Annotated in this window: 18 protein-coding genes and 1 pseudogene; 10 read left to right on the forward strand and 9 right to left on the reverse strand. The window is 66.5% G+C overall.

Annotated features, from left to right (window positions below; genetic code table 11):
• The 3 genes from QOI01_RS18480 to QOI01_RS18490 form a co-directional block, all read left to right on the forward strand.
• On the forward strand, positions 1–499 hold a 499-nt coding region (locus tag QOI01_RS18480; protein WP_526383453.1), incomplete at its 5' end, for an amidohydrolase family protein.
• A 5-nt stretch (positions 500–504) separates the two neighbouring features.
• Positions 505–1,113: an urease accessory protein UreG gene (ureG, locus tag QOI01_RS18485; protein ID WP_526383484.1), complete on the forward strand. Its 609-nt coding sequence runs from the start codon at positions 505–507 to the stop codon at positions 1,111–1,113.
• Positions 1,110–1,928, forward strand: a complete 819-nt coding sequence (locus tag QOI01_RS18490) for an urease accessory protein UreD (RefSeq protein WP_526383455.1) — start codon at positions 1,110–1,112, stop codon at positions 1,926–1,928. The genes ureG and QOI01_RS18490 overlap by 4 nt, the downstream gene beginning before the upstream one ends.
• Here the strand turns inward: QOI01_RS18490 and QOI01_RS18495 are convergent.
• On the reverse strand, positions 1,925–2,377 hold the full coding sequence (locus QOI01_RS18495; protein WP_526383457.1) for a hypothetical protein: 453 nt from the start codon (positions 2,375–2,377) through the stop codon (positions 1,925–1,927). The two genes, QOI01_RS18490 and QOI01_RS18495, sit on opposite strands and share 4 nt — an antisense overlap.
• Positions 2,374–3,546: a 3-ketosteroid-9-alpha-hydroxylase subunit A gene (locus tag QOI01_RS18500; protein WP_526383459.1), complete on the reverse strand. Its 1,173-nt coding sequence runs from the start codon at positions 3,544–3,546 to the stop codon at positions 2,374–2,376. The genes QOI01_RS18495 and QOI01_RS18500 overlap by 4 nt, the downstream gene beginning before the upstream one ends.
• A gap of 99 nt (positions 3,547–3,645) precedes the next feature.
• On the opposite strand from QOI01_RS18500, the gene QOI01_RS18505 reads away from it, so the two are divergent.
• On the forward strand, positions 3,646–4,179 hold the full coding sequence (locus QOI01_RS18505; RefSeq protein WP_526383460.1) for a gamma carbonic anhydrase family protein: 534 nt from the start codon (positions 3,646–3,648) through the stop codon (positions 4,177–4,179).
• A 4-nt stretch (positions 4,180–4,183) separates the two neighbouring features.
• Here QOI01_RS18505 and QOI01_RS18510 read toward each other — a convergent pair whose 3' ends face one another.
• The 5 genes from QOI01_RS18510 to QOI01_RS18530 form a co-directional block, all read right to left on the reverse strand.
• Complete coding sequence (locus QOI01_RS18510) at positions 4,184–4,831, reverse strand: hypothetical protein (RefSeq protein ID WP_526383462.1); 648 nt, start codon at positions 4,829–4,831, stop codon at positions 4,184–4,186.
• Between the two features lie 62 nt (positions 4,832–4,893).
• Complete coding sequence (locus QOI01_RS18515) at positions 4,894–5,778, reverse strand: TIGR03619 family F420-dependent LLM class oxidoreductase (protein WP_526383464.1); 885 nt, start codon at positions 5,776–5,778, stop codon at positions 4,894–4,896.
• Positions 5,778–6,953 carry a thiolase family protein gene (locus QOI01_RS18520; RefSeq protein WP_526383466.1) on the reverse strand — a complete coding sequence of 392 codons (1,176 nt, stop codon included), beginning with the start codon at positions 6,951–6,953 and terminating at the stop codon, positions 5,778–5,780. The genes QOI01_RS18515 and QOI01_RS18520 overlap by 1 nt, the downstream gene beginning before the upstream one ends.
• Entirely contained in the window at positions 6,953–8,029 is a 1,077-nt protein-coding gene (locus tag QOI01_RS18525; RefSeq protein ID WP_526383468.1) for a beta-ketoacyl-[acyl-carrier-protein] synthase family protein, read from the reverse strand. Before QOI01_RS18525 ends, QOI01_RS18520 begins: the two co-directional genes overlap by 1 nt.
• 49 nt (positions 8,030–8,078) lie before the next feature.
• Positions 8,079–9,125 carry a Zn-ribbon domain-containing OB-fold protein gene (locus QOI01_RS18530; protein WP_526383470.1) on the reverse strand — a complete coding sequence of 349 codons (1,047 nt, stop codon included), beginning with the start codon at positions 9,123–9,125 and terminating at the stop codon, positions 8,079–8,081.
• Between the two features lie 96 nt (positions 9,126–9,221).
• Between QOI01_RS18530 and QOI01_RS18535 the strand changes: the two genes are divergently transcribed.
• The 4 genes from QOI01_RS18535 (at position 9,222) to QOI01_RS18550 (ending at position 13,283) form a co-directional block, all read left to right on the forward strand.
• Positions 9,222–10,253: an LLM class F420-dependent oxidoreductase gene (locus QOI01_RS18535; protein ID WP_526383472.1), complete on the forward strand. Its 1,032-nt coding sequence runs from the start codon at positions 9,222–9,224 to the stop codon at positions 10,251–10,253.
• Between the two features lie 207 nt (positions 10,254–10,460).
• On the forward strand, positions 10,461–11,141 hold the full coding sequence (locus tag QOI01_RS18540; RefSeq protein WP_526383486.1) for an acetoacetate decarboxylase family protein: 681 nt from the start codon (positions 10,461–10,463) through the stop codon (positions 11,139–11,141).
• Positions 11,138–12,406, forward strand: a complete 1,269-nt coding sequence (locus tag QOI01_RS18545) for a cytochrome P450 (protein ID WP_526383474.1) — start codon at positions 11,138–11,140, stop codon at positions 12,404–12,406. Before QOI01_RS18540 ends, QOI01_RS18545 begins: the two co-directional genes overlap by 4 nt.
• A 37-nt stretch (positions 12,407–12,443) precedes the next feature.
• Positions 12,444–13,283 (forward strand): IclR family transcriptional regulator, encoded by an 840-nt coding sequence (locus tag QOI01_RS18550; RefSeq protein ID WP_526383476.1) that lies wholly within the window; start codon positions 12,444–12,446, stop codon positions 13,281–13,283.
• Positions 13,284–13,288: 5 nt separating this feature from the next.
• On the opposite strand, the gene QOI01_RS18555 is transcribed toward QOI01_RS18550, so the two are convergent.
• A complete protein-coding gene (locus QOI01_RS18555) occupies positions 13,289–14,671 on the reverse strand; it encodes an MFS transporter (protein WP_526383478.1) in 1,383 nt (460 codons plus the stop codon).
• 166 nt (positions 14,672–14,837) lie between these two features.
• Between QOI01_RS18555 and QOI01_RS18560 the strand changes: the two genes are divergently transcribed.
• Positions 14,838–16,049 carry a CaiB/BaiF CoA transferase family protein gene (locus QOI01_RS18560; RefSeq protein ID WP_526383480.1) on the forward strand — a complete coding sequence of 404 codons (1,212 nt, stop codon included), beginning with the start codon at positions 14,838–14,840 and terminating at the stop codon, positions 16,047–16,049.
• The gene (locus QOI01_RS18565) at positions 16,046–16,978 is read left to right on the forward strand and encodes a hydroxymethylglutaryl-CoA lyase-like TIM-barrel protein (protein WP_526383482.1); all 933 of its coding nucleotides are present in this window, start codon (positions 16,046–16,048) and stop codon (positions 16,976–16,978) included. Before QOI01_RS18560 ends, QOI01_RS18565 begins: the two co-directional genes overlap by 4 nt.
• Before the next feature lie 102 nt (positions 16,979–17,080).
• On the opposite strand, the pseudogene QOI01_RS18570 reads toward QOI01_RS18565, so the two are convergent.
• A pseudogene (locus tag QOI01_RS18570) lies at positions 17,081–17,254 on the reverse strand (crotonase/enoyl-CoA hydratase family protein); the annotation flags it as partial.

Raw genomic sequence — 17,254 nt, forward strand, 5'->3', positions numbered from 1 at the left:
CTACATCGCCAAACTCACAATCAATCCGGCGATTTCGATCGGCGCCGACGCACACATCGGGTCCGTCGAGGTGGGCAAGGTGGCCGATCTGGTGATCTGGCAGCCCGCGTTCTTCGGCGTCAAGCCAAGGGCGGTGCTCAAGAACGGCTTCATCGCCTGGGCCGCGCTTGGCGACGCGGCCGGGTCCATCTCGTCGTCGGAACCCATCATCCAGCGCCCCAACTGGGGGGCTCTCGGCGATGCGGCCGCCGAGCTGGGCTTCGTGTTCATGTCGTCGCTCGCGGTCGACGCGGGCGTGCCGCAGCGACTCGGGTTGCGCAAGACCGTTCTGCCGATCACATCGGTGCGCGGTCTTCGTAAGGCGGACATGGTCCGCAATGCCGCTCTGCCGCACGTGGAGGTGGATCCACGCACCTTCGACGTTCGCGCCGACGGGCAGTTGCTTGCTGCGGAACCCGCTGCGACAGTTCCCTTCTCGAGGAAGTACCTGTTGCGATGACTCCAGTGCTCAAGGCAGCCCGGATCGGCATCGGCGGGCCGGTCGGATCCGGCAAGACCGCTCTGGTCGAGGCGCTGCTCGCCGGTTTCGGCAGGCGTGGACGCTCGGTGTCGGTCATCACCAACGACCTGGTTACCATCGAAGACGCCGAGCGGGTCCGCCGTTCAGGGCTGATCGACCCCCGGCGGGTACGTGCCGTGGAAACCGGCGGCTGCCCTCACACCGTGATCCGCGAGGATCCCTCGCTGAACATGGCGGCCGCCGATGCCCTTGAGGCGGACTTCCCCGACACCGAGATGATTCTGCTCGAATCAGGCGGCGACAATCTGGCGTCGACGTTCTCACGGGACCTGGTGGACTACTGGCTGTTCGTGATCGACGTAGCCGGTGGCGATGACATTCCACGCAAGCGGGGACCCGGAGTTCTGCGGTGCGATCTGTTGGTGATCAACAAGGTCGATCTCGCCCCGTACGTCGGTGCCGATCTGTCGTTGATGCGCAAGGAAGCCGCCGACGTCCGCGGCGGTCGACCCGTCGTCGGGATCAGCGCCAGAAGCGGCGAGGGGATCGATGCGGTGATGGACGTGCTCGAACGGGAAGTGCTGTTCGGGTGAGCATCGACGGCAGCCACGCCCTCGACCTCGTGTTCGCTCCCGTCGGCGGGCGAACCACCTTGACCCGGCGCCGCTACCGTTGGCCGTTGCTGATCGGGCGGGTCTTCCCCGATCCGAACCGGCAAGGGGTGGGGTCGGTGACCGTCCAGAACGCCGCAGGCACCGTCATTCCCGGTGACGTCGTCAGGCAACGGATCGCGGTGGTTGACGGCGGGTCGGTGGTGGTGCGGGGTCAGGGCGCCACCGTCGTCAGCGGAATCCCTTGCGGTGAGTTGGCTGTCGAGGAAACCACCGTGCGGGTGGATTCGCACAGTCATCTGCTGTGGCACCCTTCTGCGCGCATTCTCACCGCGTACGCCCGCTACCGGCAGCTGACGCAGGTGTGTGTCGAGCCGGGGGGACGGGCGGTGCTCGTCGACGCCGTAGTCCTGCACCCCGACCTGACGGGCGACGTGTTCGGCAGTTGGGAGTCCACCGTCGTCGTCACCGCGCCAGGCGGTGCGCTGCGCGCACTCGACGCTCAGCTGCTCGAGGCGCCACCGGGAATGAAGTGCGCTCCAACGGCTTTCGGGATGATCTACGTCATCGGTACCGAACTCGACACGATGATGACGGCGCTATCGCCGGGTCTCGAAGCGCTCACCGCGTTCACGGAGAACCGACGCGTCTATGTCGGGGTGAGCGACCTGCCGAACGAGGCCGGGTGGGCGGTTCGGATGGCCGCGTCCGACGGAGGCACGTTGCGCGCGGTGATCGGCGAGGCGACGACGATCCTCGAGGCGGCAACTCGCGCGGACGCCCTTGCGGGTGTCTAGCCGTCGCCCGGTGATGGTGCCGTCGACTCCTCTTCGAGGCACCCCTCCGCGACCGCGTGCTTGATGCTGTCGGTCAGCTTGGGGCACGACCGGCTCCGGCTGCTGTCACCACCGCTGGCCCGCACCTCGGCGAAGGTCGCGCACCGTTGGGTGGCCTCCGAACTCCATTGCACCGCAGTGTGTCCCGCGCCGAGCTTCTTGACGGCCACCGTGACGTGGCAGAAGCGGCAATCGATGGGCGTCAGGCCCGCATTCAGGTAGCGCTCGCGGTCCCTCGCAGAGGCTTCCTTGACGGCCGCGGCGCGCTCGGGATCGGTGGCGAAGTCCGGTGCCTTGGACCACGTTCCCGTCGCCGGCGGGCGGTTCCCCACCGGGTGCTCGTCTTCGTCATGCCCGAGCAGCGCCAGCATCGAACGCGCCAGCCGATCGGCATCTGGCGCCTGCGTCATGTCGCCGGCTGTTGCTCGGCGCGCTTGTGCAGGTTCTCCTGCGCCCGCAGATTCTCTTGAACTTCGATGGTCCACTTCTCGTTCGCCGCCGTGGTGTCGACCTCGATCTCGAACCGGTCGGTCATGTCCGGCGTGACGTCGGCGACGTCGACGTAGAACTGCTGGTACCAGCGGCGCATCTGGTAGACCGCGCCGTCCTCCTCGACCAGCAGCGGGTTGTCGATGCGGGTCTTGTGCTTCCATATCTCGACGTCCTGCAGGAAGCCCTTGCTGACGCCTTCGGTGAACGCCCTCGACAGCTTCTCCGTCATCTTCTCGTCCATGCCCTTGGGCTTCTCGACCATGACGCCCCACTGCAGCACGAACGCATCCTGGCTCACCGGGTAGTGGCAGTTGATCAGGATCGACTCGGCCTTGAACCCGCCGTAGTTGTTGTGCAGCCAGTTGATCATGAACGACGGGCCGAAGTAGGACGCCTCCGAGTCGAGGTGCGCCTCACCGTAGGCGGTCCCCAGATCGTTCACGTCCGGGCGGCCGACGTTGTGCAGGTACTGCGACGCGACGTGGCCCTCGAAGACGTTCTTGAAGTACGTCGGCAGACCGAAGTGGATGTAGAAGAAGTGCGCCATGTCGGTGACGTTGTCGATGATTTCGCGGCAGTTGGAACCCTCGATGAGCATCGAGTTCCAGCGCCAGGCGGTCCAGTCGTCGCTGGCGAACTCCGCGAGTTCCGGGATGCGGAGCTCCGGCGGCGGCGGGTTGCCCTCGTGGTCGTGCCAGACGTAGAGCAGACCGCTGCGGACGTCGGTGGTCCAGGCCCTGGTGCGGGCCAGCCGAGGAGTGCGCTTGGCGTAGGGCACCAGCTTGCACTTACCGTCGCCGCCCCAGCGCCAGTCGTGGAACGGGCACGCGATCTCGTCGCCCTTGATAGTCCCCTGGGACAGGTCGCCACCCATGTGCCTGCAGTAGCCGTCGAGGATCTTGAGCTCACCCTGCGAGTCGGCGAAGATCACGAGTTTGGTGCCGAAGATCTCGACGGAGTGCGGCTTGCCGTCCTGGAAGTCCGCCACCGGTCCGAGACAGTGCCAGCCCCGTGCATAGCGGTCTGGCGGCGCTCCTGTGTCGATCTCGCGAATGTTCGCGGTTACCGCGGTTGACTCGGTACTCACGGTGGGCCTCCCGTTTCTGAACTCACTAACTAGAACACGTTACAGTTTTTCCCACCCGCCGCGCAATGCGAACGCGTCTACCTGCGGTATATCTAGACGATGCCGCTGTACGCCTTCGAGGGTAGATCGCCCGTGGTCGACCCGACCGCCTTCATCGCTCCGACCGCCACATTGATCGGAGACGTGCACGTGGAGGCGGGTGCGTCGATCTGGTTCAACGCCGTTCTGCGGGCCGACTTCGCCCCCATCATCGTCCGAGCGGGCGCGAACGTGCAGGACTGCTGCGTTCTGCACGCGCCGCCGGGTATCCCCGTCGACATCGGGCCCGGCGCCACCATCGCGCACGGGTGCGTCATCCACGGCGTCCACGTCGGCCAGGAGGCAGTGATCGCCAATCATGCCACGGTGCTCGACGGCGCCGTCATCGGGCGGCGCAGCCTGGTCGCGGCGCACTCGTTGGTGACCGGTGGCACGAAGATCCCCGACGAAGTCTTCGTGACGGGAGCGCCCGCCAAGGTGCGCGGTCCGATCGCAGGCACGGGTGCGGAGATGTGGGTGAACGTCAATCCAGGCGCGTACCAGGATCTCGCCCGTCGCTACCTGGACGGTCTGGCCCCGATCGCCGAGGCCTAGACGGCTACTCGGGTTGGGGGAGTCCGACCCGCAGGGCGATCTGCTGCATCTTGCCGACGTTGGTGACGAATCGATCCGTGGTGGCGTCACCGGTCGCACTCTGGAACTCCAACCGGACCAACGCCCGCCCCTCGGTGAAGTAGAGAAGTGTGACGGCCTTGTCGTCCTGGGGGTAGGTCCCGGAGATCGTGACACCGTCGGTGCCGACCGGTGATGGCGTGGGAGCGCCACCCGCCACCAGATCGGTGAGCGTCTGCGACGTCTGCTTCAGGGTCGCAGAGGCCGCGGCGGCGTCCGGGTAGATCAGCACCGTGCTGGTGATCGCCCGCGTGTCCTGGTCGTTGACGAAGAACGCACTGGCGCCGGGTTGGCCGTTGGGCTGTGCCTGGTTCGACCGCGGGTGGAACGTATCGTCCGCGTCGCTCAGGTCGGCGGCGGTGAGAAGCAGACGCTGGTAGTCGGCTTCGGCCGCGTTCGCGGCGGTGGTCGGCGTGGTCTTCTGCGTGTCCGTCGTGGCGACGGTGCCCGGCAGCCCCGGCAACGCGCCCGGCGCTGGGCTTGCGGGGTCAGTGCCCGAGCAGCCGCTGATGCCGACGACGAGGAGGGCTGCCCATATCGCGGGCCGGAGGTTCTTGGGAGTAAGTGAAGGCAAGGTTATCGAAAGTCAATGCAAGAGTTTGGAAGAATTCTCTCCCAACGATACCTGGGGTGACGTCAGTCCTGCCAGCCCGAGTGGATGTAGGTTTCGGCGAAACGCTTGAGGGAGTCCTTCTTCTGCCCCAGCGGCGCGTCGAACGCGAGTCCTCCGAATTCGGGGTAGATCCACGGGATGACGATGTCGTCGGTCACTCCCGCAGCCGCCAGCTCGCGGTGCCCGTCGATGCCGAACTTGTCGATGCAGACGGCCTGAAACTCGAAGGGCTGATCGGCGCGGCCGTACTCGGCGCGCAACGCGTCGAGTTTCCCGATGGTCTCGGCGAGCTGTTCGCACGTCATCATTGCGCTGGTCCAGCCGTCAGTGCGTGCGGCCCGCTTCAGCGCGACGTCGGTGTGGCCGCCGACGTAGAACGGCACCGGCCTGCTGGGCGCCGGGCTCATCTGCAGCTTGTCGAAGTCGAAGAACTTGCCGTGGAAGTCCACCATGCCGCCGTCGAGCACCAGCTTGATGACCTCGATCATCTCGTCGACCCTGGCGCCGCGTTTGGCGTATGGGGCGCCGCACCACTCGAACTCCTCGGGTGCCCAGCCGATTCCGACGCCGAAGCCGAACCGGTTGTTGGTCAGGTTCGCCACCGAACCGACCTGCCTGGCCAGCAGCAACGGATTGCGCGAACCCAGCTTCATGACGTTGGTGTAGAAGAACAGGGTCGACGTCACCGCGCCCATGGCGGCCGCCGCGATCAGTGGATCGACCCACGGCGTGTCGGCGTTCCACATCCGGGACCCGTCGGGTGTGTACGGGTAGTCGGTGGACTGCTTGTCCATGTAGAACAGCGAATCCGGCAATGCGATCGCGTCGAAGCCGACTTCTTCTGCGGTCCTGGCGATCTCGACCAGTTGGTCGATCGGGCCCATCGCGATGCTGCAGGTGTACTTCACTACGACGCCGGCTTGTCCGAGCTGACGACCCACATCGAGTAGTACTGCGAGCCGCCACCGTACGCATGACCGAGCGCCTTGCGGGCCCCCTCGACCTGGTGATCGCCTGCCTTACCCATCACCTGGATCGCAGACTCGGCGAACCGGATCATGCCCGATGCGCCAATGGGATTGGAGGACAGCACGCCACCGGACGCGTTGACCGGAAGGCGGCCCCCGATCGCGGTCTCACCCGCCTCGGTGAGCTTCCAGCCCTCGCCCTCGGCCGCAAAGCCGAGGTTCTCCAGCCACATCGGCTCGAACCAGGAGAACGGCACGTAGATCTCGGCGACGTCGATCTCGTCGATCGGGCTGGTGATGCCTGCGTCGCGCCACAGCGCCTTCGCGGCGTCGCGGCCCGCCTGCGGGTTGACCTGGTCGCGGCCCGAGTAGGCCAGTGGTTCTGTGCGTAGTGCCGTGGCATGGATCCAGGCCACCGGATTGCCACCGGCCACCCGGGCGTCGGCGATCTCGTCGTTGCCGATCACCAGCGCGCAGGCGCCGTCGCTGGACGGGCAGGTCTCGTCGAAGCGGATCGGGTCCCACAGCATCTGCGAGCCCATCACCTTCTCCAGCGTGATGTCCGGCTGGTGCAGGTGTGCCAACGGGTTCTTGGCGCCGTTGAGCCGGTCCTTCACCGCGACCATCGCGCCGATGTAATTCGGCGCGCCCGAGCGCCTGATGTAGGACCGCACGTGTGGCGCGAAGTAACCGCCTGCGCCCGCGCCGACCGGCTTGGTGAACGGCACCGGGATCGACAACGCCCACATGGCATTGCTCTCCGACTGCTTCTCCCACGCCATCGACAGCACGCGGCGGTACTTGCCCGACTGCACCAGGCTGGCGGCGACGATCGCCGTCGACCCTCCGACGGAGCCCGCGGTGTGCACTCGGATCAGCGGCTTGCCGGTGGCGCCGACGGCATCGGCCATGAACAGCTCGGGCATCATCACGCCCTCGAAGAAGTCGGGCGCCTTGCCGACCACGACGGCGTCGATGTCGTCGAACGTCGATCCGGAGTCGGCCAGCGCCCTGTCGATGGCCTCGCGCACTAGGCCGTTCATGGACACATCTTTGCGTTTGGCGACGTACTTCGTCTGTCCGGTCCCCAGAACCGCAGCGAGTTGACCAGCCATCAGTTCTTTCCTTCCAGCACGGCGACCAGATTCTGTTGCAGCGCAGGCCCGCTGGTGGCGTGCGCCAGTACCCGCTGCGCCGTGCCGTCGAAGATGTGCCGAGCGGCAAAGCCGATCCGCTCGAGGCCGGCCGAGAACATCGGGTTGGCGGCCAGCGCACCGCCAGACGGGTTCACCTTCGTCGAGTCGGACAACCCGATGGCCTCGGTGAGGATCAGATGCTGATGAGTGAACGGCGCGTAGATCTCCGCAACGTCAATCGAGCCGGCGTCGCCTCCGGTGGCCGCCTTGGCCGACGCCGCCGTGGACGGCGAGGTCGTCAGGTCCCGCGCACCCAGCACCGGCGTCTCGATGCGGTGCTCGATGCCGGTGATCCAGGCCGGGTTCTCCCGCAGTTCGCGGGCCTTGTGGCCGGCGGCCAGCACGATCGCCGATGCTCCGTCGGTGATCGGCGCAATGTCGTGGCGGCGCAGCGGATCGGCGAAGTACGGCCGGGACAGCAGCTCGTCGATTGCTCGCCCGGACGATGAAGGGGGCTTTTCCGAATCCACTCGGTCCGTGGCGGCGAAGGAGTCGAGTGCCACCTGCGCCATCTGCTCAGCGGTCCACTTGCCGGAGTCCAGGCCGAAGCGCGCCTGTAGTCCCGCCGTCGACACCGAGTCCGGCCACAGCGGTGCAACGGTGTACGGGTCGGTCTGCAGGGCCAGGACCCGACGCAGGGTGCCTGCCGAGGACTTGCCGAAGCCGTACACCAGCGCGGTGTCGACCTGGCCGGTCAGCAGTTTGATGTAGGCCTCGTAGAGCGCCCACGCCGCGTCCATCTCGACGTGCGACTCGTTGATCGGGGGCACGGCGCCGATCGAGTCGATCGCCGAGATGAACGAAAATGCCCGGCCGGCAAGATAATCCGCGGAACCGGAGCACCAGAATCCGATGTCGGTCTGCTCGATGCCGAGATCTTCGTAGATCGAGGCGAAGCAGGGCATCAGCATCTCGACACCGTTGGTGGTGCCTTCGGTGCGGCGAACGTGCGGAGCATGCGCGAAGCCGACGACGGCAACGTCACGAAAAGTCATGTCAGTTCTCTCTGTTCTTCGCGCAAGCGCTCACTGGTGCACCATCCCCTTAGAGGTGGTGCTTGTAGGTGTCGTAGTCGGCGTCGGGTTCGCCAGTTGGCTTGAAGTACTCGATGTTGTCGATGCCGAGGCCCCACTCCTCGCGGGGTCGCCAGACCGCGTCGACCCGCATGCCCATCCGCACGTCGGTGGCGTCGATCTCGAGGATCAGGTGCAGGAACGCGATGTCGGCACCGTCGAGCAGGATGTACGCCGCGACGTACGGCGGCTTGATGCGCTGACCGGCGAACGGGATGTTGATGATCGCGAACGTGGTGACCGTGCCCTTGTCGGGCAGCTCGACGAACTCGGTGAGCTGCCGTCCGGTGGCCGGGTCGGCCTCTCGCGCAGGGAAGTACACCTTCCCCTTCTCGCCGTTGGCCAGGATGGCGTAAGCCCCAATGAGCTTGCCCTCCTCCAGCCCCCGCAGGAAGGTGCTCTCGGGAAGTGAAGCGGTGTGCTGGATCTCGATCGAGCTCGGCGAGACGAGCATGGTCACCGGGTCGCGGTCATCGGGTACGTCCCCCGTCGCTCCGCTCGCCCCACCGCTGTCCGGCACGTCTTCCTCGGTGTCTCCGAGGGCGAAGTACGCGATGTCGGTGATCGCGCCCACCGGCTCGTCGGCCCAGTGCACGTGCACGCGGGCGCCGGTGGCGATCGCATCGGAGGACCCTGCGTCGACTGCGTGCAGTAGCGGAGTGTCTGCGCCGTCGAGTTTCACCAGAGCCCACGCGAACGGGTGGTCCAGCGGCTGACCCTCCAGTGGCTGCGGCTGCCAGGTCCACGACACCACTGTTCCGACGCTGGCCACCGGTACGATCTCCGTCAGCGCTTCGTAGGTGACGGGGTCGAACTCGGCAGGTGGAACGTGCACCCGGCCGTCGGATCCGCGGATACCGACGACGTGGCCTCCGCGCAGTTCCGTGAAGAACCGACTTAGGACGGACCCGACTGAACGGGTGTAGTCGAATGACAGCTTCAGCGGAGCTGAAAGGGGCGGCTCGTGGTCTTCCGTATGAGGTGAGACATGGGCCGGGCTACTTTGGCTGGCGGTCACGGCATCGAGTAGAACAGGTTCTAACTATGGTGGCAAGAACGGGGCCATCGGCTCGGGAAGGTGGGCTCCAATGAACGCAGGGGTGGGATGGCGGGTATGAAATTAGGACTCCAGCTCGGATACTGGGGCGCGCAGGCGCCGCCCGATCACGCGGAACTGGTCGCGACCGCCGAGGAGGCGGGTTTCGACACCGTCTTCACGGCCGAGGCGTGGGGCTCGGACGCCTACACTCCGCTGGCGTGGTGGGGTCGCGAGACCACCCGGCTGCGGCTCGGCACGTCGGTCATCCAACTCTCCGCGCGTACCCCGACGGCTTGCGCGATGGCCGCGCTGACACTGGACCATCTCTCCGGCGGTCGGCACATCCTGGGCCTCGGCGTCTCCGGTCCACAGGTCGTCGAGGGTTGGTACGGCCAGAAGTTTCCCAAGCCGTTGGCGCGCACCCGTGAGTACGTCGACATCCTGCGCCAGGTCTGGGCGCGCGAGGCGCCGGTGCACAGCGATGGGCCGCACTATCCGCTGCCGCTGACCGGTGAGGGCACCACCGGCCTTGGCAAGAACCTCAAGCCGATCACCCATCCGCTCCGTGCCGACATCCCGGTCATGCTGGGTGCCGAGGGTCCGAAGAACGTCGCGCTCGCCGCGGAGATCTGCGACGGTTGGCTGCCCATCTTCTACTCGCCGCGGATTGCCGACATGTACAACGAGTGGCTCGACGAGGGCTTCGCGCGGCCAGGCGCCCGGCGGACGCGGGAGACGTTCGAGATCTGCGCGACCGCCCAGGTGGTCGTCACCGATGACCGGGCGGCCGTCATGGAGTTGATGAAGCCGCACCTCGCGCTGTACATGGGCGGAATGGGCGCGGAGGACACCAACTTCCACGCCGACGTCTACCGCCGGATGGGTTACTCCGAGGTGGTCGACGACGTCACGGCGCTGTTCCGCAGCGACCGTAAGGACGAGGCCGCCAAGGTCATTCCCGACGAACTCGTCGACGACTCGGCCATCGTGGGCAACCTCGACTACGTCCGTGAGCAGATCAAGGCCTGGGAGGCCTCGGGCGTCACGATGATGGTCATCGGGGCTCGCTCGTCCGAGCAGATCCGCGACCTCGCCGCGCTGGTGTAGGCGCAGACCCCGTGCGTTCCTCTCGCGAGCAGACGGAAATGTGCGCGACACGCCGGGGTTTCCGACATATTTGTGTCTGGTCGCGGGGGAGGGGTGCCTGGGATGACTAGACACTTTCTTGCAGTTGTCTAGAACACGTTCTAGATTTGGCGTGTGACCGACGCCATATCCCCCGCGCAGCCCCTGATCGCAGGCACCGTGGTGACGATGCCGGTGAAGATCCGCCGCGCGACCCAGCACATGGCGATGTTCTCGGTGGACGCCGATGCCGCGCAGCGCATGATCGACTACAGCGGGCTTCGGGTCTGCCGCCATCGTCCAGGCCGAGCGGTGGCCGTCCTGATGCTGATGCGCTACGTCGACGGTGATCTGGGCCAGTACACCGAATACGGCACCAACGTCATGGTCAATCCGCCCGGGTCGAACGCGAGTGGGCTGAAGGCATTGCAGTCGGCAGGTGCCTTCATCCACCACCTTCCCGTCGACCAGGCCTTCACGTTGGAAGCCGGGCGATCGATTTGGGGCTACCCGAAGGTGATGGCGGACTTCACGGTTCGGGATGGCCACCACTGCGGATTCGACGTGAGCATCGACGGCCAGTTCGCGGTCGGGATGGACTTCGGTCGCGGGCTGCCCGTGCCCTCGGTCTTCACGTCCAGGACGCAGGTGCATCCCACCTACTCACATCTCGACGGCGTCACCCGTGAAACGGCAGGGGAGATGAAGCTGTCCGGTGTCCGCTATCGACCGGGTGGCGCACGTGTTTGGCTCGGCGAGCACCCCTACGCAAGGGAACTCGCCGCACTGGGCTTCCCGAAGCGCGCATTGATTTCGAGTTCGGCCGACAATGTCGAGATGACGTTCGGTGAAGCCACGGAAATTGCATGACTGCCGTGCTGCCCAACACCAAACCCGACGTCGACTTCACCGACGGCACCTTCTACGCCGACGGCAAGGCGCGGCAGGCATACCGGTGGATGCGGGCGAACGCCCCGGTCTTCCGAGACCGCAACGGGTTGGCCGCCGCGGCCAGCTACCAGGCCGTACTCGACGCCGAGCGCAATCCGGAGTTGTTCTCCAACACCGGTGGCATCCGGCCCGAGACACCGGGCATGCCGTACATGATCGACATGGACGATCCCGCACATGTGTTGCGGCGCAAGCTCGTCAACTCCGGCTTCACCCGCAAGCGGGTGATGGACAAGGTGCCGTCGATCGCCACGTTGTGCGACACGTTGATCGACTCGGTCTGTGAGCGCGGGGAGTGCGACTTCGTCCGCGACATCGCCGCACCGCTGCCGATGGCGGTGATCGGGGACATGCTGGGCGTGCTGCCCGAGGAGCGCGGCATGCTGCTGACGTGGTCCGACGACCTGGTCACCGGGCTGAGCTCGCACATCGACGAGCTGACCGCCCAGAAGGTGGTAGAGGCCTTCGGCGCCTACACGGCGTTCACCATGGACATCATCGCCAAGCGGCGTGCCGAGCCTACCGAGGACCTGTTCTCGATCCTGGTCAACGCCGAGGTCGAGGGCCAGCGGATGGCCGACGACGAGATCGTCATGGAGACACTGCTGATCCTCATCGGTGGCGACGAGACCACCCGGCACACGCTCTCCGGCGGCACCGAGCAGCTGCTCCGCAACCACGAGCAGTGGGAGGCGTTGGTGGCCGGCGCTGAGGGTCCCCCCGCTTGCGGGGGAGAGCGCAGCGACCCGGGGAGTGGATCCGACCCCGATCTGCTGCCTGGCGCCATCGAGGAGATGCTGCGCTGGACGTCACCGGTGAAGAACATGTGCCGGACGTTGACCGCCGACACCACCTTCCACGGCACCGAGCTGCGCGAGGGCGAGAAGATCATGCTGATGTTCGAGTCCGCCAACTTCGACGAGGCGGTGTTCGGTGACCCCGAGAACTTCCGCATCGACCGCAAACCCAACAGTCACATGGCATTCGGGTTCGGCTCGCACTTCTGCCTCGGCAACCAGCTGGCCCGTCTCGAGCTGTCGATGATGACCAAGCGCGTGCTGGAGCGACTGCCCGATCTGCGCCTCGCGGAAAATGCCCCGGTGCCGTTGCGTCCGGCCAACTTCGTCACCGGCCCTGAGGCGATGCCGGTGGTGTTCACGCCGACGGCTCGGGTGCTCGACTGACGAAAGCCCGGCAACCGGTGGCTAAGATCGTGGCATCATGCCGGACGCTACTGAGGGCACCGAGTCGCCGCTCGACGACGACGCCGAAGCGGGCTCTGCGCGATCGAGAAGGCTGTCCCCGGGTATCAAGCCGCTGCTGGTACTGAGCAAGATCAGCGGTATCCTCGACGCCTTCTCGCTGACGAAGCCGGTCTTGTCGCTCAGCGAAATACGCACCGCGACTGGGTTTCCCACCTCCACGGTGCAACGTTTGGTGTCGAACCTGGTGGCGGAGGGGTTCCTCGACAGGGACGGTGACCGCTACCGCATCGGCGCAAGGATGGCCTATTGGGCGGCGCCCGCAAGTCGCGGCATCGACAGTCTCCGGGCGGTGACGCCCGCGCTGCGAGGGCTTCGCGAGATCACCGGTGAGACGGCGTGTTTCTTCGTACGTGAGGGACCGTACCGGGTGTGCGTGGCCATCGAGGAGACGGCGCACGCGATTCGTCGCGAGATGCACGTCGGGAAAGTCGTTCCGCTGCGGGCTGGTTCGGCTGGTCGAGTGCTGATGGCGTGGGATGCCGACGCGCTGCGTGAGGCGCTGGACGGGTACCTGGAGGCCTTCACCGATTCGACGGTCGTCGATGCGGACGCGCTGCGGGCCGACGTCGAACGGGTCCGGCGAGACGGCTGGTCCTACACCGAGGGGGAGCGGGACGAAGGCGCCGCGGGCCTTTCGGCTCCAGTGTTCGACGCCGGCGCCCGGCTGGTCGGGGCCATGACGATCAGTGGCCCGACCTCGCGGGTGACGAGGGCCAGGGCCGAGGCGTGGGCCGAAGAACTGGTCCGATCCGCGGAGACGGCCACCCGCATGCTCGGTGGTCGATTGCCCTACTGAGGCGATCAGACGGGATTGATCTCCTCGAGGTTGCGGCGCGTCGTGCGAGGTCCTATCCAGGCCACCGCGCCGGCGGCGATCGCCAGGGCGACGAGCACGACGGTGAACATCGCGGCGGCGCCGTAGTCGTCGAGCACCGGGATGAGAATGAAGGGCAGTGCCCCGCTGGACAATCGGGACAGCGAATACGTCCAACCGATCGCGGTCGCCCGCACGTCCGTCGGGAAGATCTCGGCCTGGTAGACGTGATAGACGTTCGAGAAGACGTTGCTCGTCGCCGTGGTCAGAAAGCCGAACACCACGATCAGCACGGTGTTGCCGACCGTGGCGAACAACAGGCCGAACGCTGCCATGGCGGCGATGGTCGTCATCACCAGGTACTTGCGCTCGAACCACTTGAGCAACGGCACGGAGAGTGCGGACCCGACGGGGTAGCCGATGTAGGAGAGCGCGGTGAACAGCAGCGACGTGGTGACGTCGTAGCCACGGCTCATCAGCACCAGCGCGGCCAGGGTGCCGAAGCCGTAGTAGCCGAACGATTGGAAGAGGTGGAACACGGCCAGCATGCCGAGGCGCTCGCGGTACGGCGAGATCGACAGCCGCCGAAGCGGATTGGTCACCTCGGTCGACGGGGGCTCGACTGCCGCCGATTCTGGCGCTGCGGCCGCCTGCACCGACTCGGCGCCCCTCTCGAACTCGCGCAGTGCCGCCCTTGCCTCGTCGGCACGCCCGACGCTTGCCAGCCAGCGGGGCGATTCGGGTAGGCCACGGCGCATCAGCATCACGATCACGGCGCCGACTGACCCGATCAGCAGGAGCACGCGCCAGCCGGGGATACCGAACACCCTGTGCTCGGTCAGGCCGAGCGAGATGAATCCGAGGACGGGCACGGCGACGAACGAGCACGTGTACGCCCACGCGGCCAACCGACCGCGGTGAGATCTCGGCAGCACGTCGGAGAGGTACGCGTCGGCGACGGGATACTCGGCTCCGACCCCGACCCCCGCGAGGAACCTGGTGATGACCAGGAACCAGGGAGTGGGCGAGAAGGCTCCGATCAGCGTCCACACCGAGAACCAGATCAGGTTGAACAGGAACGCCCGACGGCGTCCAATCCTGTCGGCCAGCCGGCCGAGCGTGGCCGCACCTATGAACATGCCAAGAAACGACGACGCAAGAAGCAGTTTCAGGGTCGTGCCGCTGAGGTCGTATTGGGTCTTCAGGGTCGTGCTGATGGTGCTCGACAGGAAGATCTCGTACACCTCGAAGAACAGCCCGAGCCCGATGGCGACAACCACCTTGCGGTGCATCGGACCGACGGCGAGGTGGTCGAGGCGCTGTCCGATGTCAGTTAGTAGGGCTTTGTTCGTCTCCGACACGGTGGCCATTTTTCACTCTCCTTGGGTGGGGTAGATGGAGTGGTAGCCAAATCGCGATCGAAAACTTGCGAAGCGGGTCTATACCCACTATGTGAGTCACCGTACGCACCGATCGGTCGAGTGGCAACCATCACGGCCCTTGCCGCATCGTGAGTATGAATGCACAATGTGGTTTATGGATGATGATTCAATCGCCAACTCTCGGGGGCCATTGCACGGGGTCCGCGTGCTCGAACTCGGCAACTACATCGCCGCCCCGACCGCCGGCAGGCTGCTCGCCGACTTCGGCGCCGAGGTGATCAAGGTGGAGCGACCTGGGACGGGCGATGAGCTGCGCAATTGGCGCCTGTACGCGGGAACGACGTCGATGCTGTTCCGCGCGATCAATCGCAACAAGAAGTCGATCGTCCTGGACCTGAGGGCCGCCGAGGGCCGGGCCTCCGTCCTCGACATCGCCAGGCACTGCGACATCGTTCTGGAGAACTTCCGGCCGGGAACGCTGGAGCGGTGGGGGCTGGGTCCCGATGCGCTCGATGCCGTCAACGACGGGATCGTCGTCGTTCGCATCTCCGCCTTCGGGCAGACCGGTCCGATGGCCGGTCAGCCGGGATTCGCCGCGGTGGCGGAAGCCGCCGGGGGACTGCGGGAGCTGGTCGGCGATCCCGATCGGCCGCCATCCCGGGTCGGCGTTTCGATCGGCGACTCGATCGCCGGTCTCTATGCCGCGTTCGGCGCGGTGATGGCGCTCTTCGCGGGCGGGCGGTCGAGCGGCCCTGTCGCACTTCGAGAGCGGGTCATCGACGTCGCTCTCAACGAATCCGTCCTCTCGGTGATGGAATCGCTGGTGCCCGACTACGTGGCCTACGGGACGCAGCGGCGACGAACCGGTGGGCGCATGGAGGGGATCGCGCCGTCGAACGCCTATGAGTGCGGGGACGGCAGCGTCGTCATCGCGGGTAATGGCGACGCGATCTTCCGCAGGTACATGGCCGTGATCGGCCGCGATGATCTGGGTGGACGCGCGGATCTACAGACCAACGCCGGACGCTGGGCAGCCCGAGACGAACTGGACGATGCGATCGCGCGCTGGACCTGCGCACGCTCGCGCGACGAGGTGCTTGCGGTGCTGGTCGCGGCCGGTATCCCCGCCGGGCCGATCAACACGGCCGCCGACATCTGCGAGGACAGCCAACTATTGGCGCGCAACATGATTCAAGTGTTCGACGTCGACGCGGGCGACGGAGATCCGAAACCCGTCGGGTTCACCGGGATCGTGCCGGTCATCGGCGGCCGGTCGAGGCCGATCACCGCGGTCGGACCGGACCTCGGCCAACACACGGCCGACGTGCTGGCCGACCTGACGCGTGGGCCGGTGGTGGCACGATGACGGCCGCAGTGCTGCGCGACGTCACGCTGCGCGACGGGCTGCAGCTCACGGGCAAGCCGCTTGCCACCGAACGCAAGGTGGAGATCATCCGAGCGCTGCTTGACGCGGGCGTGCCGCAGCTCGAGGTGGGCTCGATGGCACGGCCGGACCTGGTCCCTCCGATGGCCAACACTGTCGAGGTGCTTGCGGCACTGACGCCCGCCGAACTGGATCGGTGTTGGGTGTGGGTGGCCACGCCGCGCCACGTGGAGAAGGCCGCCGTCGCAGGCGCCCGCCACTTTCAGTACTGCCTATCGGCGTCGGATGCGCACAATCGGGCCAACGTCGGCAGACCCACCGAGGCCAGCCTGGCCGCGATGCCCGACGCGATCTCGGCCGCGCAGGCGGTCGGCGGGTCGGTGCAGCTCTGCATCGCGACCGCGTTCACCTGTCCGTTCGACGGACCGGTGGACCCTCGTGTGGTGATGCGCATCGTCGAGGACGAACGTGCCTCCGGGGCAAAGGAATTCGTACTGTGCGACACGCTGGGCCAAGCGGCGCCTTGCGAGGTTGCGACGCTGATCGCCGATGTTGCGCGGTGCGACCGACGCGCCATCGTCTTCCACGGCCATGACACCTGGGGACTCGGCGTCGCCAACAGCCTGGCGGCGATCGAAGCCGGCGCCACGACCGTGGACGGATCCCTCGGCGGCCTCGGCGGCTGCCCGTTCGCGCCAGGTGCTGGCGGCAACACCCCGACGGAGGATCTGTTGTTCGCCACCCGCCCGTCCTGGTTCTCGCCGGGCACGCTGGCCGACTTGCTGGGAATCGCCGACGGGTTGCTCACCGAACTCGGCGAGCCCAACCGGTCGCGCACCGCCGACGGTGCGCGGAGCACGACGACCGCATTTCCCTGGGCGCTGCAGACCAACTCACCCGAGCGGCTGTAGCCCATCCCCGCGAGCAGTCCCCCGCAAGCGGGGGTTCCCTCAGCAAAAGTGCTGCGACACACCGGTCTGCGGGGAAGTTTGCGTCTGCTCGGCGGAAGGGCGCTACTTCATCTGAAAGTTCGGTGCCCGCTTCTCCTTGAAGGCCAGCGGACCTTCCTTCGCGTCGTCGCTGAGGAAGACGCCGATGCCGATCTTCGTGTCGATCTTGAACGCGTCGAGCTCGTGCATGCCCTCGGTGTCGTGGATCGACTTGAGGATGGCCTGCACGGCCAGCGG

The sequence above is a fragment of the Mycobacterium sp. genome, from assembly GCF_032162605.1.
In the GTDB taxonomy this organism is placed as follows: Bacteria; Actinomycetota; Actinomycetes; order Mycobacteriales; family Mycobacteriaceae; genus Mycobacterium.